Genomic DNA, 23,872 nt, shown 5'->3' with positions numbered 1-23,872 from the left:
GAACGGGAGGGGTGTCCGGCGGTCGTGGATCGTGCGGTCCGCCGCCCCGGGCTCCCGCACCACCCGGCTGGAGCTGTTCTACGACCTGGTCTTCGTCTTCGCGTTCCTGAACGTCACCACGCTCACCGCCTCGGAGCTCACGCCGGCCAACCTCTACCGCTTCCTGCTGGTGCTGGCGCTGCTCTGGTGGTCGTGGACCGGCTTTGCCCGGATGGGCAACTTCTTCCGCGCCGACCAGGGCGTGCTGCCGCTGATCGGCTTCGTCACGGTGGCGGCGACGTTCATGCTGGTGCTCAGCGAGCCCAGCGCGTTCAAGGATCTGCCCGGCGGGCTGCCCGGCCCGCTGGTCTTCGCCGGTTGCTACTTCGTGATCCGGATGGCCCAGCTCACGGTCTTCGGCTGGGTGGACCGCGCCGACCCGGTCCGGCGCCGCCGGCTGCTGCTGCGCGCCGCGTTCCCGGCCGCCGCCACGGTGCTGCTGGTCATCGCCGGAACCGTGCCGACGCGGCTGCCGCAGGAGCGGTTCGCGATCCCGCTGCAACTGGCGCTCTGGACGCTGGCGCTGCTCGTCGAGTACGTCGGCGGGGTGACGCTCGCCCGCCAGTGGTGGGTGGTGGTCTCGGCCGGGCACTGGGCCGAACGGCACGCGCTGATCGTGCTGGTCGCGCTCGGCGAGTCGATCATCGCGCTCGGGTTCGGCCCGAAGCGCGGGCTGCCGCTCACCGGGCCGGTGGCGGTGTCGGCGCTGCTCGGCATCGTGGTCGTCGCGGCGCTGTGGTGGGCGTACTTCGACACGCTCGCCTTCGCGCTCGAACAGGCGCTGCACCACGCCCGGGACGAGACCGCCCGGGTCCGGATGACGCGTGACGTGTACACGTTCATGCACCTGCCGATGGTCGCCGGGATCATCCTCTACGCGCTCGGCCTCAAGGACCTGCTGGCCGAGGCCGCCGACCCGGCCACGCCCACCTGGGGGCTGCCGCTGGGCGACTTCTGGGGCGCGATCCTGTTCGGCGGGGTGGGGTTGTACCTGCTCGGCCTCGCCGGGTGCTGGTGGCTCGCGCTGCGCGAGGTGCACCGGCCGCTGCTGCTCACGGTGGTGGCGCTGGCTGTGGTCGGCCCGTTCGTCTTCCGCATCCCCGAGCTCATCGCGCTCGGTGTGCTCGCGGTGATCGCCGGTGCCGGCGTCGCCTGGGAGACGCGCCGCGAGGACGGCGTCCGGCGCCGGGTACGCCGGCTCGCGCTGGACGAGCAGATCGCCGCCGAGGCCGAGCAGAGCCGGTGGCGGCGGGGGCACCTCTGAACGGCGTGCGGCCGTGCCCCGGGACGGTGGGGCACGGCCGGTGCGACCGCGTGGCGGCGCGGGCTACAGCTCGGCGAGCGTGCCCTCGTACATCTTGTCGATCTCGGAGGCGAAGTTCGTCTCCACGCTGCGGCGCCTGATCTTCAGCGACGGCGTGACCTCGCCGTCGGAGATGGTGAGGTCGCGGGGGAGGACCGTCACCTTCTTGATCGTCTCCCAGCGGTTGAGCTTGGCGTTCAGCTCGGCCACGTACCCCTCGACCATCTCCCGCGCCTGCGGCGAGGTGACGATCGTGGTGTAGTCGCTGCCCTCCAGCGGGGTGCCCGCGGCCCAGCCCGTGATCGCGTCCGGGTCCAGCGTGACGAGCATGGTGCAGTAGTTGCGCGCCTGCCCGATCACCACGGCCTGCGAGGTGTACGGGCACACCGCCTTGAACATGCCCTCGATGTGCGACGGCGCGACGTACTTGCCGCCGGACGTCTTGACCAGGTCCTTCTTCCGGTCGGTGATGCGCAGGTAGCCGTCGGCGTCGAGCGTGCCGATGTCACCGGTGCGGAAGAAGCCGTCCTCGGTGAACGCGGCGGCGGTCTCCTCGGGCAGGTTGTGGTAGCCGCGCATGACCGGCCTGCCGCGCAGCAGGACCTCGCCGTCGGTGTCGATCCGGCACTCCAGGTCGCCCATGGCCCGGCCCACGCTGCCGATCTTCAGCCCGTCGGGCGGGTTCACGAACGCGCCCGCGCTGGTCTCGGTCAGGCCGTAGCCCTCGGAGATGGGCAGGTTGGCGGCGGCGAAGAAGGTGGCGATCTCCTTGCTCAGCGGCGCCGCGCCGGAGACCAGCACCCGCATCCGGCCGCCGAGCCGGGCCTGGAGTTTGCTGAACACGAGCTTCTCGGCCAGCGTGTACTTCATTCGCAGCCCGGCCGGGACCGGCTTGCCGGCCTGCTCCAGCGCCACCTTCTCCTTGCCGACCCCGACGCCCCAGGCGAAGATCTTGGCCTTGGCGCCGCCAGCGCCCTGCGCGGTGGTGACCGCCTTGTTGTAGACCTTCTCGAAGACCCGGGGCGCGCCGCACATGAGCGTCGGCTGCACCACGCCGAGCAGGTCGACGAGCTTGTCCACCCGGCCGTCGACGTACGTGGGCAGGCCGACGTGGGTGGCGCCGCAGAGCAGCGTCTTGCCGAACGAGTGCGACAGCGGCAGCCACAGGTATTGCAGGTCGTCGACGCGCAGCAGGCCCAGCTCGGCCTGCGCCACGCCCTCCCAGCACCAGCCGCCGTGCAGCAGCTCCACGCCCTTCGGGCGGCCGGTGGTGCCCGAGGTGTAGATCAGCGTGGCCAGGTGGTCCGGGCCGATGCCGGCGACGAGCATGTCGATCAGGTCCGGCTCGGCGCTCAGCGCGGCGGCGCCGCGCTCCTCCAGCTCGGCCAGGGTGAGCTGCGGGACGGCCGCCGCCGGGTCGGGCGTGCCGTCGAAGAGCACCACGTGGGTCAGCGCGGGCAGGGCCGCCCCGGCGATCTTCGCCGCCTGGGCCTGGTTCTCCGCGAACAGCACCTTCGAGCCGGAGTCGGCGATGATGTAGACCGCGTCCTCGGGCTCGGTGGTGGGGTAGACGGTGGTGGTGGCACCACCGGCGCACATGATGCCGAAGTCGGCGAGCACCCAGTCCAGGCGCGTGTTGGCCAGGATCGCGACCGGGTCCTCCAGGCCGACACCGAGCCCGTGCAACCCGGCGGCGATCGCCTTGGCGCGCTGCCCGACCTGCTCCCACGTCAGCCAGACCGGGCCCGAGTCGTCGGGGGCGGGGTGGGCGAAGGCGTGCCGGTCGGGGGAGTCCGCCACACGCTTGAGGAACATGTCCGGTACGGAACGGTACGGTACATCGAGAGCCATCGCTGTAGCCGCCTTCAGGGGTGGAGGGACGTGACGGGGGTCACGCCGGTCTGCGGTTACCGAAGGGTATTGCGTGCACCCGGCCAGCGGCTAGCCCCGATCGGCCGAGTCGTCGGCGGTCCCGCCTGCTGGAACCGGTCAGGTGTACCGGCTGGCCGCGCGGGACCAGTCGTAGGTGGCCCGGATCCAGTCCCGGCGGGTGTCCAGGAACGCCCGCATCCCCTCGTCGGCCACGGCGCTCAGCGCCGCGTCCCGCTCCGCGTACGTGGCGAGGGCCGTGTTGAACCGGTCCGCCGCCGCGTACAGCGCCGCCGACTCGTCCTGCCCGGTCTCGCCCGCGATCGTGGTGACCAGGTTGTGCGCCTCCGGGGTGGCGCCCCGCTCCTTGCCGTAGGAGAACAGGTCGTTGCACCAGCAGACCAGATCGGTGGCGAGGGCGTCCAGCGCGGTGAGCGCCGGCGCGACCCGCTGGTCGGCGCGGGGCGCGGACGGGCGGGCCAGGTCGGTCACCGTGAAACTGGGGCGTACCCCGCCGGTGTGGCGGCGCATCTGCGTGTACTCGGCCACCCCCGGCACCCGCCGGCGCTCCCGGTTGGCGGCCTCCCAGAGCAGCGCCAGCAGGTACTCCCGCAACTGGCTGACCAGGCGTAGCAGGTGGGCCGGCCGGCCCCGGTCGCGGACCCGTCGGCACAGGTCGTGCAGCGCCAGGGCGATCGGCCCGCCGTCGGCCGGTGCGGGCGCCTCCGGGTCGCCGTGCCGGTCGAGCGCCGCCAGCAGGGCGGCCAGCGTGGGCGCCAGCAGCGTGGGCGTCGCGCCGAGCCCGTCGTCGTCGCAGGCGTCGTCCACCACGAACAGCCAGTTGATCAGGTCGGTGAGCAGCCGTAGTCCGGACGGCGACGCCTCGGGGCAGGCGCGGGCGGCCAACTCCGCGGCGTGCGCCCCGGCCAGCCGCCGGCGCCCCGCCTGGTCCTCCACCAGGCCGAGGTCGCGTACCCAGGCCGCGCTCTCCGCGGCCACCTGGTCGACGGCGGGGTGACGCCGGGAGGGAAAGGGCGGCTCGTGCAGTGCCGAGAGGGCGAAGTCGCGCATCGTCGTCCCCTGTCCGCCGCCCGCGGGGTCGGGCCGGTGCGCAGGAGCGTACGGGAGAACGTGACGGTCATCGAAGTCCGGGTGTCCACTCTCCACTGTCGGTCAGCAATGGGATGCACACCCTCGGTCACAGGCCCAGTTCGGCGGTACGCAGACGCTCGGCGCGGTCGGCCGGACCGTCCACCTGGACCCGGGCCACCCGCTGCCGTCCGGTGAGGAACAGGACGAGCTCGCCCGGCGCGCCCACCGTCCGCAGCCGTTCGCCGCCACCGCCGGCCCGTAGCTCGCCGTAGCCCGGCGCCTGCACCAGCACCTCGGCCGGGAACCGCCGCAGCGCCATCCGGGCCAGCAGGGCGACCCGCTTCCACAGCACCGCCTGCTGCCCGGCCGGCAGGTCGCGCGGATGCCAGCCCGGACGGGCGCGCCGCACGTCCTCGTGGTGGATGAAGAACTCCATCCCGTTCGCCAGCTCGTCGGTGAGCGGGTTGCTCACCGGGCTCCACACCGGGGGGCGGCGTACCCGGGCGATCAGGTCGGCGTACGGCCCGGCGGCGATCCGCCGGCGCACCGACTCGCCGTAGCCGCGCAGCGGCGGCAGCAGGATCCCGCCCGCCGCGTCCGGCCGGCGCTCCCGCACCAGCAGGTGCGCCGCCAGGTCACGAGTGGTCCACCCCTCGTTCACAGTGGGTGCGTCCGGTCCCACTTCCAGCATCAGGTCGGCGAGCGCCTCGCGCTCCGCTCGGGCGTACCGCGGCATGGCCCGATCGTAGGCCGGTCCCGGCCGATCGGCGCGCCACGCCCGGCAGGACCACGACGCCGGACCGCCTCCGGTCGCCGTCGGCCCGGCTTCGGCGGGAACGTGACGGCGGACATATCCCGGCCGGGTCGGCGGGACGGGCGGCGAGCGGTAAGGATGGGGGAGAAAACTGCGGCTTACGGCGGGGGAGAGCGTGGCGAGCGGGACAAGTCGGGACGTGCTCGGCAGAGGGCTACGGGTGCTCGGCCGGGCCATCCGGGAACAGCCACGGATCTTCACGGTCGCGGTCAGCGGCAGCGTGCTGTTCGGCCTCCTGGTGATCGCCAGCGCGTACGTGGTCGGCGGGGTGGTCGGCGACGTCGTCGTGCCGGCCGTGGAGCGCGGCGAGGTGGCCGGCGGGGCGCTGGCGCTCGCCGCGACGGCGCTGTTCGGCATCAGCGTGCTGCGTGTCGTCGGCATCTTCGGCCGCCGGCTCGGCGCCGGCTACATGCAGTACCGGCTCCAGGCCGCCTACCGCCGCCGGGTCACCCGCCGCTACCTGGATCTGCCGCTGGCCTGGCACCACCGCAACTCCACCGGCACGCTGCTGTCGAACGCCAACTCCGACGTGGAGGCGGCCTGGTACCCGATCGCGCCGCTGCCGTTCGCGGTCGGCACGCTGGTGATGCTCGTCGGCGCGGTGGCCTCACTGTTCTTCACCGACTGGGCGCTGGCCCTGGTCGGCCTCGCCGTGTTCCCGGCGCTGTTCGCGCTCAACGTGGTCTACTCCCGCCGGATGGCGCCCAGGCAGGCCCGGGCGCAGCGGCTGCGGGCCGAGGTCAGCGGCATCGCGCACGAGAGCTTCGACGGCGCGCTCGTGGTCAAGACGATGGGCCGCGAGGCCCAGGAGACGGCCCGCTTCGCCTCCCGCGCCGGTGAGCTGCGCGACGCGCTGATCTCGGTCGGCCGGCTGCGCGGCGTGTTCGACCCGATGCTGGAGACGCTGCCCAGCCTCGGCACGCTCGCCGTGCTGGTGGTCGGCGCGCTGCGGCTGCGGCAGGGCGCGATCACCGTGACCGAGCTGGTCAGCGTCGCGTTCCTGTTCACCGTGCTGGCCTTCCCGGTACGCGCCATCGGCTGGGTGCTGGCCGAGCTGCCGCGCAGCGTCGCCGGGTGGGACCGGGTCCGCCGGGTGCTCGACGCGACCGGCGAGATGCCGTACGGCACGACGACGCTCGACCCGGCCACCCGCGTGCCGGCCACGCTCGCCTTCGACGACGTGCACTTCGCGTACGAGCCGGCCGAGGCGCACCTGCCCGGCGCGCAGGTGCTCGGCGAGGTGACGTTCACAGTCCCGGCCGGGAAGACGGTCGCCCTGGTCGGCCCCACCGGCGCGGGCAAGTCGACGATCGCGTCGCTCGCAGTGCGCCTGGTGGACCCGGGCGCCGGCCGGATCACGCTGGACGGCGTGGACGTGCGGGAACTGACCGCCGCCTCGCTCGCCGGCACGGTGGCGCTCGTGGCGCAGGTGCCGTTCGTCTTCGACGACACGGTCCGGGCCAACATCGCGCTCGACCGCGCCGGCATCGGCGACGACGAGGTGTGGGCGGCGCTGCGGCTGGCCGAGGCGGACGGCTTCGTGGCCGCGCTGCCGGACGGGCTGGACACCATGGTCGGCGAGCGGGGCACGTCGCTGTCCGGCGGGCAGCGCCAGCGGCTGACGCTGGCCCGGGCGCTCGCCGGGCGACCCCGGCTGCTGGTGCTCGACGACGCCACGAGCGCCGTCGACCCGCGGGTCGAGGCGGCCATCCTGGCCGGGCTGCGCGCGCCCGCCGACGGCGGCGCCCCGGCGTCGATCCTGGTGGTGGCGTACCGCCGGGCCACCATCGCGCTCGCCGACGAGGTGATCTACGTGGAGCAGGGCCGGGTGGTCGCCCGCGGCACCCACACCGAGCTGCTGGCCACCGTGCCCGGCTACGCCGACCTGGTCACCGCGTACGAGCAGGCCGAGCAGGAACGCGAGCAGAATCGGACGTACGACGAGGTCACGCCGTTGACCTCGGGCCTGGAGGTGGACCGGTGAGCGCGAGGAGTACAGCGGAGCGGAGCCCCGCAGTCGCGAACGAACGGCGGGCTCGGTGAGCGCGAGGAGTGCAGCGGAGCGGAGCCCCGCAGTCGCGAACGAACGGCGGGCTCGGTGAGCGCGACCACGGGCGAGACCACCGAGGCCACCGAGTCGACCTGGCGGACGCTGCGGCGCGGGCTGGCGCTCTCCCCGGAGCTGCGCACCGGCCTCGCCGGCACGCTGGCACTGGCGCTGGTCTACATGGTCGGCCGGGTGGCCGTGCCGGTGGCGGTGCAGCGCGGCATCGACCACGGCATCGTCGGCGGCCTCGACCTGAACGTCATCTCGCTGACCGTGGCGATCACCGCCGGCGTGCTGGTGGTCACCACCGCCTGCGGGTACCTGATGATGCGCCGGCTGTTCACGGTGAGCGAGACGGCGCTGGCCGGGGTGCGCACCCGGGCGTTCCGGCACGTGCACGACCTGTCCATGCTGCACCAGCAGTCCGAGCGGCGCGGGTCGCTCGTCTCCCGGGTCACCAGCGACGTCGACCAGATCACCCAGTTCCTCCAGTGGGGCGGCGTGATCCTGATCGTCAACCTGGGCCAGTTGCTGGTGACCACCGCCGTGATGCTCGCGTACTCCTGGCAGCTGACGCTCGTGGTGCTCGTCGCGTTCGCGCCCGCGGTGCTGGTGATCCGGCAGTTGCAGCGCCGCCTCGCCGGTGCGTACGGGCTGGTGCGGCAGCGCACCGGCACACTGCTCGGCGCGATCGGCGAGAGCGTGGTGGGCGCGCCGGTGATCCGGGCGTACGGCATCGCCGGGCGCACCGCGCGGCGGCTGGACACGGCCATCGACGGGCAGCGGGTGGCCCAGCAGCGGGCGATCCGGATCAGCATCATGGGCAGCTCGGTGGGGGAGCTGGCCGCCGGCCTGGCGCTGGCCGGCGTGGTGGTGGTCGGGGTCAGCCTGGGCGCCGGCCGCACGTTGACGGTCGGCCAGCTCACCGCGTTCCTGTTCCTGGTCACGCTGTTCATCCAGCCGGTGCAGATCGCCACCGAGGTGCTCAACGAGGCGCAGAACGCGATCGCCGGCTGGCGCCGGGTGCTGGACGTGCTGGACGTCTCCCCGGACGTCGCCGACCCGGGCGAGCAGGGGCGGGAGCTGCCACCCGGGCCGCTGGACGCCCGGTTCGCCGGTGTGACGTTCGCCTATCCGGGCGGGCCGCCGGTGCTGCACGACGTGACGCTGGACATCCCGGCCAAGAGCCGGGTGGCGGTGGTGGGCGAGACCGGAAGCGGCAAGACCACTTTCGCCAAGCTGCTCACCCGGCTGATGGACCCCACCGAGGGGCAGGTCCTGCTCTCCGGGGTCGACCTGGGGCAGGTGCGTTTCGACTCGCTGCGCTCCCGGGTGGTGATGGTGCCGCAGGACGGCTTCCTGTTCGACGCCACGGTCGGGGAGAACGTCCGCTTCGCCCGCCCCGACCTGACCGACGAGCGACTCACCGCCGCCTTCGCCGAGCTGGGCCTCTCCGACTGGCTGGACGGCCTGCCGTCCGGGCTGGACACACCGGTCGGTGAGCGCGGGGAGGCGCTGAGCGTCGGTGAGCGGCAGCTCGTGGCGCTGGCCCGGGCGTACGTCGCGGACCCGGACCTGCTGGTGCTGGACGAGGCGACGAGCGCTGTCGACCCGGCCACCGAGGTCCGCCTGCAACGGACGCTCGACGCGGTGACCCGGGGCCGGACCACGCTCGCCATCGCGCACCGGCTGTCCACCGCGCAGGCGGCGGACGAGGTGATCGTGGTGGACCGGGGCCGGATCGTGCAGCGCGGCCCGCACGAGGAACTGGTCCGCGACGCCGACTCGGTGTACGCCCTGCTGTACGCGTCCTGGCTCGAACAGACCCGCTGATCCTCGCGGGTCTGTTCGGGAGCGGCGGTCAGCGGGAGTAGAACTCCACCACCAGTTGCTCGTCGCAGACCACCGGCACCTCGTGCCGGGCCGGTTCGCGCACCAGCGTGGCGCGCAGCTCGGCCGGCTGCGCCGACAGGTACGGCCGGGGCTGCGCGTCGGCGTGCGCCCCGGCGGCGGCGAGCTGGAACGGCGGCAGCGTGCGGCTGCGCTCGCGTACGCCGACCACCTGGCCGGGACGCAGCCGGTACGACGGCCGGTCGACCTTGCGCCCGTCCACGGTGATGTGGCCGTGTGCGACGAGCTGGCGGGCCTGGTAGATGCTGCGCGCCAGCCCGGCCCGCAGCACCACCGCGTCGAGACGCCGCTCCAGCAGCGCGACGAGTGTCTCGCCGGTCTTGCCGGCGCCCCGGGCGGCCTCGTCGAACAGACGGCGCAGCTGGGCCTCGCTGACGTTGTACTGGTGACGCAGCCGCTGCTTCTCCAGCAGCCGCACCTGGTAGTTGGAGGTGGTGCGGCGGGACCGGCCGTGCACGCCCGGGGGGTAGGGGCGCCGCTCGAAGTAACGCACGCACTTGCGGGTCAGCGGGATACCGAGGGCGCGGGAGAGCCGTGCCTTGGGCCGGGGGTGGTTCACGTCGACGTCTCCGATCGTCTAGCCTGCTGATTAGGTAAGCCTAACCTATACTGAGGAGGTCGGGATCATGCGGCCCAGCCCGGCGGAGATCGTGCGAACCCTTGTCGCGGGCCGGTTGCCCGCCCTCGTCCACCTGGCCCGGCACCCCGGCCCGCACCAGGTCCGGCACGCCGTCGACCCCGACGGGCGGGTGCTGCTGCTCGTACCCGTCGTCAGTGACCTCGCCGCGGTGCTCGTGCCGCCGGCGGGCGACACCGACGTGGCCACCGTGCTCGACGTGCTCGACCTGCCGCCGGCGGCCGGGGCGCCCTCGCTCGGCCGGGCCTGGGTGTCCGGCTGGGCCGAGCGACTGGACGGTGACGAGGCGCGCGACGCGGCAGTCGACTTCGCCGCCACCGACCCGGCCGGCGACCTGCTCGACGTGGGCAGCCGGTTCCACCTGCACCGCTTCGAGGTGGCCGAGGCCCGCTGGGAACGCGCCGGGCGCGTGCGCCGGGTCGACCCCGAGGCGTACGCGGAGGCCGAGCCGGACCCGCTGCACCCGGTCGAGGCCGACCTCCTCGCGGACCTGGCCGACCACCACACCGAGCAGGTCGGCGACTACCTGCGGCGGCGGCTGGACCTGCCCGGCGACCAGACCCCGCGGGTGGTGCGGATCGACAGGTACGGCCTGCTGGTCGCGCACGGACGGCCCGGCGCGACCCGGCGGGCCCGGCTCTCCTTCCCCCGGCCGGTCGCCGACGTGGCGGAGCTGTCTCGCCTGCTGCACCCGATGCTCTGCCCCCGGGCGGCGGCCTGAGCAGCGCCGGCCCGGCTGCCCGAGCAGCGCCGGCCCCGGCCGTCGGAGCCGCCGGCCGGGCCGGCTCAGGCGATGTCGCCGGTGAGGTAACGCTGGACCGTCGGGCCGATGGCTGCCACCAGCGTCGCCGGTTCGGCGGTGGCGACCGCGTCGAGGCGCAGCACGTACCGCATCATGGCCAGCCCGGCGAGCTGGGTGGCGACCAGCCCGCCGCGCAGCGCGCGCTGCCCCGGGTCGACGTCGAGCTGGTCGAGCACCCGGCGCAGCACCTGCGTGACCAGGAACTCGCGCAGCAGGCGCGCGGTCCAGTCGTTGCTCACCGCCGACCGCAGCAGCGCCACCGCCGCCGTGCCGGTGGGGGAGTCCCAGACCTCCAGGAACACCCGGACCATCCGCTCGCCGAGCGCGTCCGGGCCGCCGGCGAGCACCGCCGGCAGCAGCCGCCCCGGGTCGGCCGGGAACGCCGTCGCGGCCCGGAACAGCTCCTCCTTGCCGCCGAAGTAGTGGTGCACGAGCGCCGGGTCCACGCCGGCCACGGCGGCGATGGCCCGGATCGACGCGGCGTCGAAGCCGCGTTCGGCGAACGCCTCCCGTGCCGCGGCGAGGATGGCCTCGCGGGTGTCCGGGCTGCCGGGCCGCCGCCCGGAGCGCCGCGCGTTCACCCGCTGCGCCGGCGCAGCGTCGCGGCGGCCAGCACCAGCGCCGCCACCGCCGCCCCGGCCACGATCGCGACGTCCCGCCACATCGTCCCGGTCGGTTCGGCGTGCGCGCCGACCTCCTGCAACGCCTCGACCGCGTACGACAGCGGCAGCGCGTCGCTGACCGCCTGGAGCCAGCCGGCCATCTGGCCGCGCGGCACGAACAGGCCACACAGCAGCAGTTGCGGCGCCACCACCACCGGCATGAACTGGACCGCCTGGAACTCGGTGCGGGCGAACGCCGAGCAGAACAGCCCGAGCGCCACCGCGAGCACCGCGTTCACCCCGGCGATCAGCACGACCAGCCACGCGCTGCCCGCGGTCTCCAGCCCGAACACCCGGTACGCGACGACCGAGGCCACTGTGGACTGGAGCACCCCGGCCAGGCCGAACGCGATGCCGTAGCCGAACAGCAGGTCGAGCTTGCCCAGCGGCGTGGTGAGCAGGCGCTCCAGCGTGCCCGTGGTGCGCTCGCGGAGCATGGCGATGCTGGTCACCAGGAACATGATGATGAACGGGAAGAAGCCCAGCATGATCAGGGCCACCCGGTCGAACGTGCTCGGCCCGCCGGGCGGGGCGGGCTGGTCGGCGTACATGTAGTACACGAGCGTGAGCAGCACCGACGGCACCACCACGAGCAGCGCCACGGTCCGCCGGTCGTGCCGGAGCTGGCGCAGGATGCGCCCGGTGGTGGCGGCCAGGATCCGTCCGTTCATCGCGCCTCTCCCTCGGCGTCGCGGATCAGGCGCAGGAACGCCTCCTCCAGGTCGTCGGTCCCGGTGGCGGCGCGGACCGCGGCCGGGGTGTCGTCGGCGACCAGCCGTCCCTCGCGGATCAGCAGCAGCCGGTCGCAGCGGGCGGCCTCGTCCATCACGTGGCTGGAGACCAGCAGCGTGGTGCCGTTCGCGGCCATGGCGTGGAACCGCGCCCACAGGTCGGCCCGCAGCACCGGGTCCTGGCCGACCGTGGGTTCGTCGAGGATCACCAGCTCGGGTTCGCCGACGAGCGCGCAGGCGAGCGAGGCGCGGCTGCGCTGGCCGCCGGAGAGCGTGCCGACGAGCTGGTCGGCTGCGGTCGCCAGGCCGACGTCGGCCACCGCGCGGTCGGCCTCGGCGCGGCCCCGGCCCTGGAGCACCGCGAAGTAGCGGGCGTTCTCCCGCACCGTCAGGTCGGCGTAGACGCTCGGGGCCTGGGTCAGGTAGCCCACCCGGCGGCGCAGGTCGGCCGAGCCGGCCGGGCGGCCGAGCACGTCGACGGTGCCGGAGCCGACCGTCTGCACGCCGACCACCGCGCGCATCAGCGTGGTCTTGCCGCTGCCGCTGGGCCCGAGCAGCCCGGTCACCGTGCCCCGGGGCACCTCGCAGCTGATGCCGTGCAGCACCCGCCGCCCGCCCCGGTCGACCACCAGCTCGCGGACCGACACCGCATCGTCCATGCTCGCCTCCATCAATTCATCACCCGTTGAACTCAACGGTAGGTGAATTTCGCCCGCCTGGCAACGAGGGGACTTGACTTCGAGTGCGCTCGAACTGGAAGCCTGGAGGGCGTGGACATCAGCACGCGGGAGATGAGCCTCACCGTGGGTGAGGCGGCGGAACGGGTCGGCCTGACCACCTACACGCTGCGCTGGTACGAGCAGGAGGGCCTGGTGGCCCGGGTCGGGCGGGACTCGTCGGGCCGCCGGCGCTACACCGAGTCCGACGTCAACTGGCTGTTCCTGCTCACCCGGTTGCGCCGTACCGGGATGCCGGTGCGCGACATGCGCCGCTACGCCGAACTGGCCCGGCACGGGGACGGCACGCTCGGCGCGCGGCGGGCGCTGTTCGAGGCGCACCGGGCCCGGGTGCTGGCCCGGATGGCCGAGCTGGAGGAGGACCTGAAGGTCCTCGAACACAAGATCGACGCGTACCGCCGGGCCGAGGAGGAATCAGGCTGAACGCCCCAGCGGCGGACAGCGGGTCCGGCAACGGTCATTGCGGTGAAGATCGGATTTCGGCACCATGGCGCCGTGGGTCCAGCGCAGTTGCCCGACACCGCGTTCCTCGACGACTGGGCCGCCCGCCTGCGGCAGGCCGCCGACCGGCCGGTCGTCGGGATCATGCTGCGCGGCAGCCATGCCCGGCGGGCCGCCACCGAGCACAGCGACGTGGACGTGGACGTGCTCGTGGTCGCCGACGACGGACGGCCCGCCGGCACGGGCGCCCGGCAGGCCGCGTCCCGCGGCGGCACGCCGTACGCGGCCCGGCGGGCCTACCTGACCGAGTTCGCCGGTCGCCTCGTGCACGTGTCGGTGGCCGCCCGCGACGTCCGCTCCTGGGTGCGCCGGCTGGGCCAGCCCGCCGACTGGGCGTTCGGCCTCCCGGTCACCGCGCCCGCCCGGCTGCTGTGGGCGGTACCGGAATGGCGCCGCCGGATCGACCTGCCGGTGCTCTGCCAGCCCGCCGACGAGCCGCGCCTGGAGGAACTGATCGCGACGCTGGGCAAGGTCGCCGCGGCCCGGGTGGCCGACGATCCGGTCGGGGTCCGGCTCGCCGCGGCCGACCTGGCCCGGCTCTGCCCCTCGGTGCTGCGGCCGGCCAACCCGAGCGTGCGCGTGGTGTCCCGCCGGGCCGCCCTGACCGCCGCGCTGGACCTGCCGGTCGCCCCGCCCGGCTACCGCCACGACATGCTGCTCTGCCTCGGGCTGCGCGCAGGTGACCCGGCCGAGGTCGGCGCCGCCGCCGGACGGCTGGTCACCGGCATCCTCCCGCTGATCCGCCCGTACGCGGACGAGATCGCCGCCACCCACGGGTCGGACCTGGCCGAGGCGCTGGTCGACGGCCGGGTGGACCGCTACCTCGGCCGGTTGGGCCGGGCGCTGGGGACGGTGACGCCCGCCTCCCGGGACACGTCGGCGGTCCCCGGGCCGCGTGCGGGAGAATGGTCAACCGTGCCCGCCCCTGACGCGCCGCTGACCGGCGCCCCCGCTCCCGGACCGGCCCGTCCGTCCCGGCTCGACCCGGCCGTCGCGGCCAAGCTCCGCCGCACCCCGGACGGCCTGGTCGCCGCCGTGGTCCGCGCCCACGACTCGGGCGAGGTGCTGATGGTCGCCTGGATGGACGACGAGGCGCTGCACCGCACGCTCACCACCGGCCGGGCCACCTACTGGTCGCGCAGCCGCGGCGAGTACTGGGTCAAGGGCGCCACCTCGGGCAACCACCAGTACGTTCGCTCGGTGGCGCTCGACTGTGACGGCGACGCGCTGCTGGTCAGCGTTGAGCAGGTCGGAGCGGCCTGCCACACCGGGCAGCGCACCTGCTTCTTCACCGAACTGCCGGTCAGCTCCCCGGAGGTGACCCCGTGACCGACGGCACGGTCAGCCCGGACCGGTCCACCTTCGCCGACCTGGCCGCGCGCTGGCGTGTGGTGCCGGTGACCCGGCGGCTGCTCGCCGACGCGGAGACGCCGGTCGGGGTCTACCGCAAGCTGGCCGGCGGTCCCGGCACGTTCCTGCTGGAGTCCGCCGAGCAGGGTGTCGGCTCGGCCGGTACGGCCTGGTCGCGCTACTCGTTCATCGGCGTCCGCAGCAGCGCCACCCTCACCGAGCGCGACGGCGCGGCGAGCTGGACCGGCACGCCACCGGCGGGCGTGGCCACCGGCGGCGACCCGGTCACCGTGCTGCGGGAGACCGTCGCCGCGCTCGCCGGGCCGGGCTGGGATCCGGCCGGTGACATGCCGCCGCTGACCGGCGGCCTGGTCGGCTACCTCGCCTACGACCTGGTCCGCCGCTTCGAGCGCCTGCCCGAGCTGACCGAGGACGAGCTGGACGTGCCCGAGCTGGGCATGATGCTCGCGACCGACCTGGTGGTCCTCGACCACTACGAGGGCTCCGCGATCCTGGTCGCCAACGCGGTGCTGCCGCCGATGGACGACCCCGGCCGGGCGGAGCGGGTCGAGGCCGCGTACCACCACGCCGTCGGCCGGCTCGACGCGATGACCAGCGCGTTGTCCCGACCGATTCCGCCCATGGTCTCGACTGTGGACCGGCCCGGCGTCGGTGAGGTGGTCAGCCGCACCCCCGAGGGCGGCTACCCGAAGGCGGTGGAGACGGCCAAGGAGGCGATCCGGGCCGGCGAGTGCTTCCAGATCGTGCTCAGCCAGCGCTTCGAGCGCCCCACCGACGCCGACCCGCTCGACGTCTACCGGGTGCTGCGCACCACGAACCCCAGCCCGTACATGTACCTGCTGCGCTTCGACGGCTTCGACATCGTCGGCTCGTCGCCGGAGGCGCACCTCAAGGTCAGCGCCGGGCCGGACGGGCGGCGGCGGGCGCTGCTGCACCCCATCGCCGGCACCCGGCCGCGCGGCGGATCCCCGGACGGCGACGCGAAGCTCGCCGCCGAGCTGCTCGCCGACCCCAAGGAACGCGCCGAGCACGTGATGCTCGTCGACCTCGGCCGCAACGACCTGGGCCGGGTGTGCCGGCCGGGCACCGTCGAGGTGCCCGAGTTCGCCACCATCGAGCGCTACAGCCACGTCATGCACATCGTCTCCACCGTCGTCGGCGAGCTGCGCGACGACCGCACCGCGTTCGACGCGCTGGCCGCGACGTTCCCGGCCGGGACGCTCAGCGGCGCGCCCAAGGTGCGCGCCATGGAGATCATCGAGGAGCTGGAGCCGGTGCGGCGCGGCGTCTACGGCGGCACCGTCGGCTACTTCGCCTTCGGCGGCGACCTGGACATGGCCATCGCGATCCGGACCGCGCTGATCCGCGACGGCCGCGCCTACGTGCAGGCCGGCGCCGGGATCGTGGCCGATTCCGACCCTGCCGCCGAGGACCGGGAGACGCGGAGCAAGGCCGCCGCCGTGCTCGCCGCCATCGCGGCCGCCGAGACGCTGCGGGCGGCCCGGTGAGCGCGCCGGGCACCACCGCGCCGGCGGCCCGCGGCCGGCGCGAACTCGCGTACGCGGTGCTGCTCTGCCTGGCCGGCGCGGGCCTGGCCTGCTGGGCGGTGACCCGGACCTGGGCGGTGGAGGTGACCGCCCGGGGGTTGCTGCCGTCCGGGCGGGCCGAGCGCACCGGCACGGACCTGCTGCCCTGGGTGCTGGCGCTGACCTACGTGGGACTCGCCGGCGGTGGCGCGGTGCTCGCCACCCGGGGCCGGCTGCGCCGGCTGCTGGGTGTGCTGCTGGCCGGTGCCGGCGTGGCCGTGACGGTCGGCGGCGGGATCGGCCTGACCGGGGCCGGGGTGAGCCGGCAGTGGCCGGCGCTGGTGCTGGCCGGCGGCCTGGCCCTGGCGGCCGGTGGCGCGTTCACCGCGCTGCGCGGCGACGGCTGGCCGGCGATGGGCGCCCGGTACGAGCGGCGGTCCGCCCCGGCGGACGAGCCCGGCCGGCCGGCGGTCGAGCGTGGCACCCGGGACGCGTGGGACGCGCTGGACCGGGGCGAGGACCCGACCGTCAGCTGACCGGCTGCGCCTCGCGGGCGTCGCGCCGCTGCCGGGCCGCGGCCCGCGCGGCGGCCAGCTCGGCCACCAGCCGCTCCAGCTCGCGGCGCTGGGCGGCGCGGGCCCGGTCGGCGCAGACCGCCTCCCAGGCGTTGCCGCGGGCGGTGCGCGTCCGGCCGTCGCCGGCCACCGCGCGTTCGAGCGTGTCCACCACGCCGACGGCGAGGGAGGCGACGGTACGGGAGATGGTGGTCAAGCCGATGGTCTGGGTCGGCCCGTTGGCGCTCATGGTCACCCCACACGAGATCGTTGGCGACGGTCGGCAGCCGCCGGCGTCGAGTGTGCCCGACGACGATGCTTCCGGGCGGACGTTTCGCCGCCGTGAAGCACAGGTCAACGCTGTCGTACCGGGAACGACCTGGGCAGGGCCGGAGGTCCTTGAGCTTGGTCACAGCGCTCGCCGGCACCCGTCCTGCGGGCCCGGAACGATCGTGGTGAGATAGGGGATGGGTGACGGTCGATGCCAGCGGTGGCGCTGCGTGACATGGCGTTCACCGGAAGTCGGCCATCATGCCACAGCCCATGTCGTGAGGTGCGCCATACCCCCCGGCACTCGTCGCCAGGTGGCGCCCCCTAGCATCGGCCCATGACGCCCGGAGAGGGGAGTCCGTTGGTGACTGCTGAGCATGCGCACGCGGAGGGGGACGACGCCGGAGCGGCGGCGTCCGCAGGGGTGCTCGACGAGATCCTGGCCGGCGTGCGCGAGGACGTGGCCCGGCGCCAGGAGCAGGTTCCGCTGGAGCGGATCCGTGAGCTGGCCGCCGCCGCGCCGCCACCGCTCGACGCGTACGCGGCCCTGCGCCGCCCCGGCGTGGCCGTGATCGCCGAGGTGAAGCGCTCGTCGCCGTCCAAGGGGCGGCTGGCCGAGATCGCCGACCCGGCCGACCTGGCCGGTGACTACGCGGCCGGTGGCGCGCGGGCGATCAGCGTGCTGACCGAGGGCCGCTGGTTCGGCGGGTCGCTCGACGACCTGGCCGCGGTGCGGGCGGCGGTGAACGTGCCGGTGCTGCGCAAGGACTTCGTGGTCTCCAGCTACCAGGTGCACGAGGCCCGCGCGCACGGCGCCGACCTGGTGCTGCTGATCGTGGCCGCGCTGGAGCAGAACGCGCTGGTCGGGCTGCTGGAGCGGATCGAGTCGCTGGGCATGACCGCGCTGGTCGAGGTGCACACCGAGGAGGAGGCGGACCGCGCCCTGGAGGCCGGCGCGCAGGTGATCGGCGTGAACGCCCGCGACCTGCGTACCCTGGAGGTCGACCGCTCGGTGTTCGAGCGGATCGCGCCCGGCCTGCCGAGCAGCGTCGTCAAGATCGCCGAGTCCGGGGTGCGCGGTCCGCACGACCTGATCCGGTACGCCTCCGCCGGCGCCGACGCCGTGCTGGTGGGCGAGGGACTGGTCACCCAGAAGAGCCCGCGCGAAGCGGTGGCCGAGCTGGTCAACGCCGGTAACCACCCGGCCACGCCCCGCCCGGTGCGCTGAGCCGCCGGGCACCCGACCCGAGAGGACGCCCGCGATGAGCGCCGCACCCGCAACCGGCCAGGTCCCCGACTCCGCCGGTCACTTCGGCCGGTTCGGCGGCCGGTTCGTCCCCGAGGCGCTCGTCGCCGCGCTCGACGAGCTGGACGCGGCGTACCGGAAGGCGATGGGCGACGAGGACTTCCTCGCCGAGTTCGACGCGCTGCTGCGCGACTACGCCGGCACGCCCTCGCTGCTCTACGAGGCCCGGCGGTTCTCCGCGCAGATCGGCGCGCGGGTCCTGCTCAAGCGCGAGGACCTCAACCACACCGGCGCCCACAAGGTCCGCAACGTGCTGGGCCAGGCGCTGCTCACCAAGCGGATGGGCAAGCGGCGGGTCATCGCGGAGACCGGGGCCGGCCAGCACGGCGTCGCCACCGCCACCGCCGCCGCGCTGTTCGACCTGGAATGCGTCGTCTACATGGGCCAGGTGGACACCGAGCGGCAGGCGCTCAACGTGGCCCGGATGCGGATGCTCGGCGCCACGGTCGTCCCGGTGACCACCGGCTCGCGCACGCTCAAGGACGCGATGAACGAGGCGATGCGGGACTGGGTCGCCAACGTCGACAGCACCCACTACCTGATCGGCACCGCCGCCGGGCCGCACCCGTTCCCCGAGATGGTCCGCGACTTCGTGCGCGGCATCGGCGAGGAGGCCCGCCGGCAGTGCCTGGACCTGACCGGCGCGCTGCCGGACGCGGTCGCGGCCTGCGTCGGCGGTGGCTCCAACGCGCTGGGCATCTTCCACGCGTTCGTGCCCGACGCCGGCGTCCGGCTCTACGGCTTCGAGGCCGGCGGCGAGGGCGTCGACACCGGGCGGCACGCCGCCAGCATCACCGGCGGCTCGTCCGGCGTGCTGCACGGCACCCGCACGTACGTCCTCCAGGACGCCGACGGGCAGACCACCGAGTCGCACTCGATCTCGGCCGGCCTGGACTACCCGGGCGTCGGCCCGGAGCACGCCTGGCTGCACGACACCGGCCGGGCCACCTACCTGCCGGTCGACGACGCCGACGCGATGGCCGCGTTCGAGCTGCTCTGCCGCACCGAGGGCGTGATCCCGGCGATCGAGAGCGCGCACGCGCTCGCCGGTGCCCGCGCGATCGCCCCCCGGCTCGCCGAGGAACTGGGCCGGGAGCCGGTGATCGTGGTCAACCTGTCCGGGCGGGGCGACAAGGACGTGCACACCGCCGGCGCGTACTTCGGCATCCTCGACAAGGAGTGACAGCGTGAGCCGCATCGGGGTCGCCTTCGACAAGGCGCGGGCGGACGGGCGGGCGGTGCTGGTCGGCTGCATGCCGGCGGGTTTCCCGACCGTCGAGGGCAGCATCGCCGCCATGAAGGCCATGGTCGAGGCGGGCGTGGACGTCATCGAGGTGGAGATCCCGTACTCCGACCCGGTGATGGACGGCCCGGTCATCCAGAAGGCGAGCGACATCGCGCTCGCCGGCGGCGTCCGCGTCGCCGACGCGCTGCGCGTGGTCGAGGCGGTCGCGGCGACCGGGGCGAGCGTGGTCACCATGACCTACTGGAACCCGATCGAGCAGTACGGCGTGGACGCGTTCGCCCGCGACATGGCCGCCGCCGGCGGCACCGGCCTGATCACGCCGGACCTGATCCCCGACGAGGCCGCCGAGTGGCTGGCCGCCTCCGACGCGCACGGCCTGGACCGCACGTTCCTGGTCTCGCCGTCGTCGACCGACGCGCGGCTGCGGATGACTGTCGAGCACTGCCGCGGCTTCGTCTACGCCACCGCGATCATGGGCGTCACCGGCGCCCGCGCGCAGACCTCCGAGGCGGCACCGGTCCTGGTCTCCCGGCTGCGCGAGGTCACCGACATCCCGGTCGGCGTCGGGCTGGGCGTGGGCACCGGAGCGCAGGCCGCCACGGTCGCCGGGTACGCCGACGCGGTGATCGTGGGCAGCGCGCTGGTCCGCTGCGTGCTGGACGCCCCGGACCAGGCCGCCGGCCTGACCGCGCTGCGCAAGCTCAGCGCCGAGTTGGCCGACGGAGTCCGCAACCCCGCCCGCTGACGACCAGCTCGCCGAGGCTGCGCTGTCCAGCCCCGGCCGCACCGGCGCCACCTGCTTGATCGACTCCATCTCGCCGACCTGGCGCGGTCGAACACACCGGGACACCGCCACTTCGCCGAGCTGGTGCAGGCAGCCCGGGGTGCCGCACACACAGTCCGCACCGGTACCGTGTGCACCCGTGACCCTCGCCCCGATGACCCCACTGGCGGCCATGCCCAGCCCCAGCACCGCCGTCTGGCAGCTCGGTCCGGTTCCGATCCGGGCGTACGCGCTCTGCATCATCCTCGGCATCGTGGTGGCCTGCGTGGTCACCGAGTACCGGCTGCGCCGCCGCGGTGTGGCACCGGGCGCGGTGCTCGACATCGCCGTCTGGGCCGTGCCCGCGGGCATCATCGGCGCGCGGATCTACCACGTGATCACCTCGCCGGAGAAATACTTCGGCGCCGGCGGCGAGCCGATCAAGGCGCTCTACATCTGGGAGGGCGGCCTCGGCATCTGGGGCGCGGTGGCCGGCGGCGCGGTCGGCGCGTGGCTCGCGGCCCGGCAGCTCGGCATCCCGTTCACAGTCATCGCCGACGCGCTGGCGCCGGGGCTGCCCCTGGCGCAGGCCGTCGGCCGCCTGGGCAACTGGTTCAACAACGAGCTGTACGGCGGGCGGACCACGCTGCCGTGGGGCCTGGAAGTGCACGTGATGGACCCGGACAACCCGGGTCACGCGCTGCGCGACGACGCCGGCAACCCGGTGCTCCAGCCCGGGCTCTACCACCCGGCGTTCCTCTACGAGGCGCTCTGGAACGTCGGCGTCGCCGCGCTGGTCCTGTTCCTCGACCGCCGCCTGCGGCTCGGCCGCGGCCGGGCGTTCGCGCTCTACGTGATGGGCTACACGGCGGGCCGGTTCTGGATCGAGCTGATGCGCACCGACGAGGCGAACCTGATCCTCGGCGTACGCCTCAACGTCTGGACCGCCGCGCTGGTCTTCCTCGGCGCGCTCGCCTACTTCGTCCGGGTCCGCGGTCCCCGCGAATACCTGGTGCCGGTGGGCGAGCCGGCCCCCGCGACCGGCCCGGCCGGCGACGTGTCCCAGGTCGACCTGTCCGCCCGGGCGGCCGCCGAACGGCCGGCCGCGCCCGAGGGCTACCGGGTGGTGACCGAGGAACAGTTCGACGCGTACCGGAAGACCGGCGAGCTGCCCCCGGTCGACGACGAACGGCCGGAGGCCGCCACCGGGGCCGACGCCGCCACCGGCGACGCGGACGAGGCCGGACGCGCGAGCACCGGCTCCGCCGCCACCGAGGGTGCGGACGCCACCGGCCGCGCGGACGCGGACGGCGACGACACGGATCCGGAGCGGGCGGACGCGGAGCACACGAACGCCGGCCGGGCCGACAGCGGCGGGCGCCCGGCGGACCGGGACAGCTGAGCGGGGGAGTCATGCGCAGCGCGGTGGTGGTCGGTGCCGGCCTCGGCGGAATGGCGGCGGCCGGTGTCCTGGCCCGGTCGGGCTGGCAGGTCACGCTGCTGGAACGCGCCGACCGGGTCCGCCCGGAGGCGACCGCCGTGGTGCTCTGGCCCAACGGGGTACGCGCGTTGCGCGCCCTCGGGCTGGGCGACGGGCTGGACGCGATCGCCACCCCGCTGCCCGACGGCGGCGTGCGCCGCCCGGACGGGCACTGGCTGGTGCAGGCCCGGTCCACGCCGGCCGAGCGGATGCCGGTGGTGGTGCACCGGGAGGACCTGCACGACGCGCTGATCGCCGGCCTGGGTGACCGGGTCGAGCTGCGTACCGGCGTGACAGTGCGGACCGTACGCGCGGCGTCGGGCGCGCGTCCGGCGGTGGGCGACGGCCGGCACACCTACGAGGCGGACCTGGTGGTGGCCGCCGACGGCACGGACAGCGAGATCCGCCGGCACCTCGCCCCGGAGACCGCCGTGGTCAGCTCCGGGTGCGCGGCCTGGCGGGCGGTCATCCCCTGGTACCGGGCCCCGCAGTTGCCTGACGACCAGCCGGTGCACGGCGAGACGCTCGGCGCCGGATACCGCTTCCTGGCCGCCTCGCTCGGCGAGCGGGGCACCGCGGGCGCGTCCCGCCGGGGCGGCGTGTACTGGGTCGCGACCGCCGCGGGGGCGCCCCGCCCCGAGCCGCCGGAGATCCAGCTCGCGCTGCTGAAGCGCTGGTTCGCGGGCTGGCCCGCGCCGATCGGCACGCTGCTGGAGGCGACCGACCCGGAGGACGTCGTCCAGCAGGAGATCCGCGAGCTGCGCCCGCTGCCCAGGGCGTACGGCTTCCCGTCCGGTCCGGGCGGCGTGGTGCTGCTGGGCGACGCCGCGCACGCCATGCCGCCGCACCTCGGGCAGGGCGCCTGCCTGGCGTTCGAGGACGCCGCGACGCTGGCCGGGCTGCTGCGGGAGTCGCGGCTGCCTGATGCGGTCACCGCGTACGACAGGTTGCGCCGCCCCCGTGCGGCCACGATGGTCCGGCAGACCCGGCGGATGTCGGCGGTCCTGCAGGCCCGGGGCCGGCTGGCGCTGCGCGCCCGGGACGCGGCGCTGGGCACGATCAGCCCGCGCCTGCGCAACACCGCCGCCGCGGCGGCCGCCGCCTGGCAGCCGCCGTCCTGACCGTCCGCGTGCGGCCTGTCCGCGCGTGGCCGTCCCTCGGGCGGCACGGCTCCCGGGCGGCCCGGCCCGCAGCCGGCGCGGTCCCCGGGCGACCGGACCGGCCCGGCAGCCGGGTCGGTAGTCAGATGACGGCGGCGGGCTCGGCGATGCAGGCGGTGCCGATCCGGCGGAATCCGACCCGCAGGTAGACGCGGGCGATGTCCTCGCTGCCGGCGCTCAGGAAGATCAGGTCGGTGCCGGCGGCGCGCAGTTCCCGCGCGAGCGTGGCGGTCACCGCCGCGCCCAGCCCGCGCTGCCGTGCGGACGGCAGCGTGGCCACCCCGGCGATCTCCGCCACGTCGTCGACCCGCATCGCCATCCCGCTGGCGAGCGCGCCCTCCTCGGGCACCTCGGCGAGCACCGAGACGCGCCGTCCGTCGGCGACCCGGGTCGCCTCCTCCTCCAGCGCCGCCACGTCCAGTTGGGCGAGGGCGGCGTCCCGCTCGGCCGGTCCGGCGTCGCCGCGGGCGGTGCCGCCGTTGGCGAAGCCGACCGCCGCGACCGCCCGGCGCAGCGCGATGTCCGCCGCGAAGCCGGGGTCGCCGGGGTCCAGCACCCGCACCGGTACGTCGCTGAACGTCCCCGGACCGGGCAGCCGCTCCGGCTCCAGCAGCATCAGCGGCGCCTCCAGCACGCTGAGCCCGGCCGAGCGGGCCACCGCCAGCAGGTCGGGCTGGTGCTCGTGCACCCACTCGAACGCCTCGGGCAGGCCCAGTTCGCGCTGCCGGGCGCGGACCGCCGTCACGTCGGCGAGCGTGGGCGCCCCGGTGGCGTCGAGCCGGGGCCGGGCGTAGAACGGCCATCCGCCGCCGTCGCGGACGAACAGCACCAGGGCGCCGTGATCCTCGGTCCGGGCCCCGTCGCGGGGCACCGCGTCGTAGAACCGCTCCAACCGGTCGAGTACGTCAGCGCGTGCGAGATCCACCGCGCGAGACTACACGTCCCAGCATCTGGAAGTGTGATCAATCTGAACTGGCCTTGCGCCGGAAGCCCTAACGTAGACTCAATAAACCGCAGAGGGCCGACGTCGTCCCCATCATGATCCATCCTG

The 23,872-nt window shown here is 74.7% G+C and carries 22 protein-coding genes and 1 pseudogene; 14 read left to right on the top strand and 9 right to left on the bottom strand.

What is annotated here, in order from left to right:
* Nucleotides 1-31: 31 nt before the first annotated feature.
* Nucleotides 32-1,303, top strand: a complete 1,272-nt coding sequence (locus O7622_RS24825; protein ID WP_282314217.1) for a low temperature requirement protein A — start codon at nt 32-34, stop codon at nt 1,301-1,303.
* Nucleotides 1,304-1,366: 63 nt separating this feature from the next.
* Here the strand turns inward: O7622_RS24825 and O7622_RS24820 are convergent, their stop codons facing one another.
* The 3 genes from O7622_RS24820 to O7622_RS24810 all read right to left on the bottom strand — a co-directional run bounded on the left by O7622_RS24820 (nt 1,367) and on the right by O7622_RS24810 (nt 5,039).
* Entirely contained in the window at nt 1,367-3,193 is a 1,827-nt protein-coding gene (locus O7622_RS24820) for a long-chain fatty acid--CoA ligase (RefSeq protein WP_282310579.1), read from the bottom strand.
* A 138-nt stretch (nt 3,194-3,331) separates the two neighbouring features.
* Nucleotides 3,332-4,282 (bottom strand): terpene synthase, encoded by a 951-nt coding sequence (locus tag O7622_RS24815; RefSeq protein ID WP_282310578.1) that lies wholly within the window; start codon nt 4,280-4,282, stop codon nt 3,332-3,334.
* A gap of 127 nt (nt 4,283-4,409) precedes the next feature.
* On the bottom strand, nt 4,410-5,039 hold the full coding sequence (locus O7622_RS24810) for a TIGR03085 family metal-binding protein (RefSeq protein WP_282310577.1): 630 nt from the start codon (nt 5,037-5,039) through the stop codon (nt 4,410-4,412).
* A 193-nt stretch (nt 5,040-5,232) separates the two neighbouring features.
* Between O7622_RS24810 and O7622_RS24805 the strand changes: the two genes are divergently transcribed.
* Both O7622_RS24805 and O7622_RS24800 read left to right on the top strand, forming a co-directional pair.
* Nucleotides 5,233-7,101 carry an ABC transporter ATP-binding protein gene (locus tag O7622_RS24805; protein ID WP_282310576.1) on the top strand — a complete coding sequence of 623 codons (1,869 nt, stop codon included), beginning with the start codon at nt 5,233-5,235 and terminating at the stop codon, nt 7,099-7,101.
* 114 nt (nt 7,102-7,215) lie between these two features.
* Nucleotides 7,216-8,997, top strand: coding sequence for an ABC transporter ATP-binding protein (locus O7622_RS24800; protein WP_282310575.1), 1,782 nt, complete (start codon nt 7,216-7,218; stop codon nt 8,995-8,997).
* Nucleotides 8,998-9,025: 28 nt separating this feature from the next.
* Here the strand turns inward: O7622_RS24800 and rpsD are convergent, their stop codons facing one another.
* Complete coding sequence (gene rpsD / locus O7622_RS24795) at nt 9,026-9,634, bottom strand: 30S ribosomal protein S4 (protein WP_282310574.1); 609 nt, start codon at nt 9,632-9,634, stop codon at nt 9,026-9,028.
* Between the two features lie 67 nt (nt 9,635-9,701).
* Between rpsD and O7622_RS24790 the strand changes: the two genes are divergently transcribed.
* Nucleotides 9,702-10,433 carry a DUF2470 domain-containing protein gene (locus tag O7622_RS24790; protein ID WP_282310573.1) on the top strand — a complete coding sequence of 244 codons (732 nt, stop codon included), beginning with the start codon at nt 9,702-9,704 and terminating at the stop codon, nt 10,431-10,433.
* A 65-nt stretch (nt 10,434-10,498) separates the two neighbouring features.
* Here the strand turns inward: O7622_RS24790 and O7622_RS24785 are convergent, their stop codons facing one another.
* Genes O7622_RS24785 through O7622_RS24775 form a run of 3 tightly spaced genes read right to left on the bottom strand, consistent with a single transcriptional unit; the run spans nt 10,499 to nt 12,566 of the window.
* Entirely contained in the window at nt 10,499-11,095 is a 597-nt protein-coding gene (locus tag O7622_RS24785) for a TetR family transcriptional regulator (protein ID WP_282310572.1), read from the bottom strand.
* A complete protein-coding gene (locus tag O7622_RS24780) occupies nt 11,092-11,847 on the bottom strand; it encodes an ABC transporter permease (RefSeq protein WP_282310571.1) in 756 nt (251 codons plus the stop codon). The genes O7622_RS24785 and O7622_RS24780 overlap by 4 nt, the downstream gene beginning before the upstream one ends.
* The gene (locus tag O7622_RS24775; RefSeq protein ID WP_282310570.1) at nt 11,844-12,566 is read right to left on the bottom strand and encodes an ABC transporter ATP-binding protein; all 723 of its coding nucleotides are present in this window, start codon (nt 12,564-12,566) and stop codon (nt 11,844-11,846) included. The genes O7622_RS24780 and O7622_RS24775 overlap by 4 nt, the downstream gene beginning before the upstream one ends.
* 111 nt (nt 12,567-12,677) lie before the next feature.
* Between O7622_RS24775 and O7622_RS24770 the strand changes: the two genes are divergently transcribed.
* The 5 genes and pseudogenes from O7622_RS24770 (at nt 12,678) to O7622_RS24750 (ending at nt 16,578) form a co-directional block, all read left to right on the top strand.
* Complete coding sequence (locus O7622_RS24770; protein ID WP_282310569.1) at nt 12,678-13,067, top strand: MerR family transcriptional regulator; 390 nt, start codon at nt 12,678-12,680, stop codon at nt 13,065-13,067.
* 162 nt (nt 13,068-13,229) lie between these two features.
* Nucleotides 13,230-13,880 (top strand): annotated as a pseudogene (locus O7622_RS24765) (phosphoribosyl-AMP cyclohydrolase); the annotation flags it as partial.
* Nucleotides 13,881-14,060: 180 nt separating this feature from the next.
* Nucleotides 14,061-14,474: a phosphoribosyl-AMP cyclohydrolase gene (gene hisI, locus O7622_RS24760; protein WP_282314216.1), complete on the top strand. Its 414-nt coding sequence runs from the start codon at nt 14,061-14,063 to the stop codon at nt 14,472-14,474.
* Entirely contained in the window at nt 14,471-16,024 is a 1,554-nt protein-coding gene (locus O7622_RS24755) for an anthranilate synthase component I (protein ID WP_282310568.1), read from the top strand. Before hisI ends, O7622_RS24755 begins: the two co-directional genes overlap by 4 nt.
* Nucleotides 16,021-16,578 carry a Trp biosynthesis-associated membrane protein gene (locus tag O7622_RS24750; protein ID WP_282310567.1) on the top strand — a complete coding sequence of 186 codons (558 nt, stop codon included), beginning with the start codon at nt 16,021-16,023 and terminating at the stop codon, nt 16,576-16,578. Before O7622_RS24755 ends, O7622_RS24750 begins: the two co-directional genes overlap by 4 nt.
* Here O7622_RS24750 and O7622_RS24745 read toward each other — a convergent pair.
* Nucleotides 16,571-16,846, bottom strand: a complete 276-nt coding sequence (locus O7622_RS24745; protein ID WP_013287554.1) for a hypothetical protein — start codon at nt 16,844-16,846, stop codon at nt 16,571-16,573. The genes O7622_RS24750 and O7622_RS24745 overlap by 8 nt on opposite strands.
* A gap of 444 nt (nt 16,847-17,290) precedes the next feature.
* On the opposite strand from O7622_RS24745, the gene trpC reads away from it, so the two are divergent.
* The 5 genes from trpC (at nt 17,291) to O7622_RS24720 (ending at nt 22,782) form a co-directional block, all read left to right on the top strand.
* The gene (gene trpC, locus O7622_RS24740) at nt 17,291-18,094 is read left to right on the top strand and encodes an indole-3-glycerol phosphate synthase TrpC (protein ID WP_194801305.1); all 804 of its coding nucleotides are present in this window, start codon (nt 17,291-17,293) and stop codon (nt 18,092-18,094) included.
* 34 nt (nt 18,095-18,128) lie between these two features.
* Nucleotides 18,129-19,355 carry a tryptophan synthase subunit beta gene (trpB, locus tag O7622_RS24735; protein ID WP_282310566.1) on the top strand — a complete coding sequence of 409 codons (1,227 nt, stop codon included), beginning with the start codon at nt 18,129-18,131 and terminating at the stop codon, nt 19,353-19,355.
* A gap of 4 nt (nt 19,356-19,359) precedes the next feature.
* Nucleotides 19,360-20,163, top strand: coding sequence for a tryptophan synthase subunit alpha (gene trpA / locus O7622_RS24730; RefSeq protein ID WP_018785208.1), 804 nt, complete (start codon nt 19,360-19,362; stop codon nt 20,161-20,163).
* Between the two features lie 178 nt (nt 20,164-20,341).
* Nucleotides 20,342-21,583 (top strand): prolipoprotein diacylglyceryl transferase, encoded by a 1,242-nt coding sequence (gene lgt, locus O7622_RS24725; protein ID WP_282310565.1) that lies wholly within the window; start codon nt 20,342-20,344, stop codon nt 21,581-21,583.
* A gap of 11 nt (nt 21,584-21,594) precedes the next feature.
* A complete protein-coding gene (locus tag O7622_RS24720) occupies nt 21,595-22,782 on the top strand; it encodes an NAD(P)/FAD-dependent oxidoreductase (RefSeq protein WP_282310564.1) in 1,188 nt (395 codons plus the stop codon).
* Between the two features lie 121 nt (nt 22,783-22,903).
* Here the strand turns inward: O7622_RS24720 and O7622_RS24715 are convergent, their stop codons facing one another.
* Nucleotides 22,904-23,746, bottom strand: a complete 843-nt coding sequence (locus O7622_RS24715) for a GNAT family N-acetyltransferase (RefSeq protein WP_282310563.1) — start codon at nt 23,744-23,746, stop codon at nt 22,904-22,906.
* Nucleotides 23,747-23,872 lie beyond the last annotated feature (126 nt).

Origin of the sequence: Micromonospora sp. WMMD1076, assembly GCF_029581475.1 — a bacterium.
GTDB classification, from domain to species: domain Bacteria; phylum Actinomycetota; class Actinomycetes; order Mycobacteriales; family Micromonosporaceae; genus Micromonospora; species Micromonospora aurantiaca.
Note: the sequence above shows the minus strand (reverse complement) of the source record. Positions and strands in the feature narration are given on the sequence as shown.

Coding starts and splice junctions, on each gene's coding strand:
- O7622_RS24820 (WP_282310579.1), bottom strand. CDS start 3,193: ATGGCTCTCGATGTACCGTACCGTTCCGTACCGGACATGTTCCTCAAG.
- O7622_RS24815 (WP_282310578.1), bottom strand. CDS start 4,282: ATGCGCGACTTCGCCCTCTCGGCACTGCACGAGCCGCCCTTTCCCTCC.
- O7622_RS24810 (WP_282310577.1), bottom strand. CDS start 5,039: ATGCCGCGGTACGCCCGAGCGGAGCGCGAGGCGCTCGCCGACCTGATG.
- O7622_RS24790 (WP_282310573.1), top strand. CDS start 9,702: ATGCGGCCCAGCCCGGCGGAGATCGTGCGAACCCTTGTCGCGGGCCGG.
- O7622_RS24780 (WP_282310571.1), bottom strand. CDS start 11,847: ATGAACGGACGGATCCTGGCCGCCACCACCGGGCGCATCCTGCGCCAG.
- O7622_RS24775 (WP_282310570.1), bottom strand. CDS start 12,566: ATGGACGATGCGGTGTCGGTCCGCGAGCTGGTGGTCGACCGGGGCGGG.
- O7622_RS24745 (WP_013287554.1), bottom strand. CDS start 16,846: ATGAGCGCCAACGGGCCGACCCAGACCATCGGCTTGACCACCATCTCC.
- trpB (WP_282310566.1), top strand. CDS start 18,129: ATGAGCGCCGCACCCGCAACCGGCCAGGTCCCCGACTCCGCCGGTCAC.
- O7622_RS24720 (WP_282310564.1), top strand. CDS start 21,595: ATGCGCAGCGCGGTGGTGGTCGGTGCCGGCCTCGGCGGAATGGCGGCG.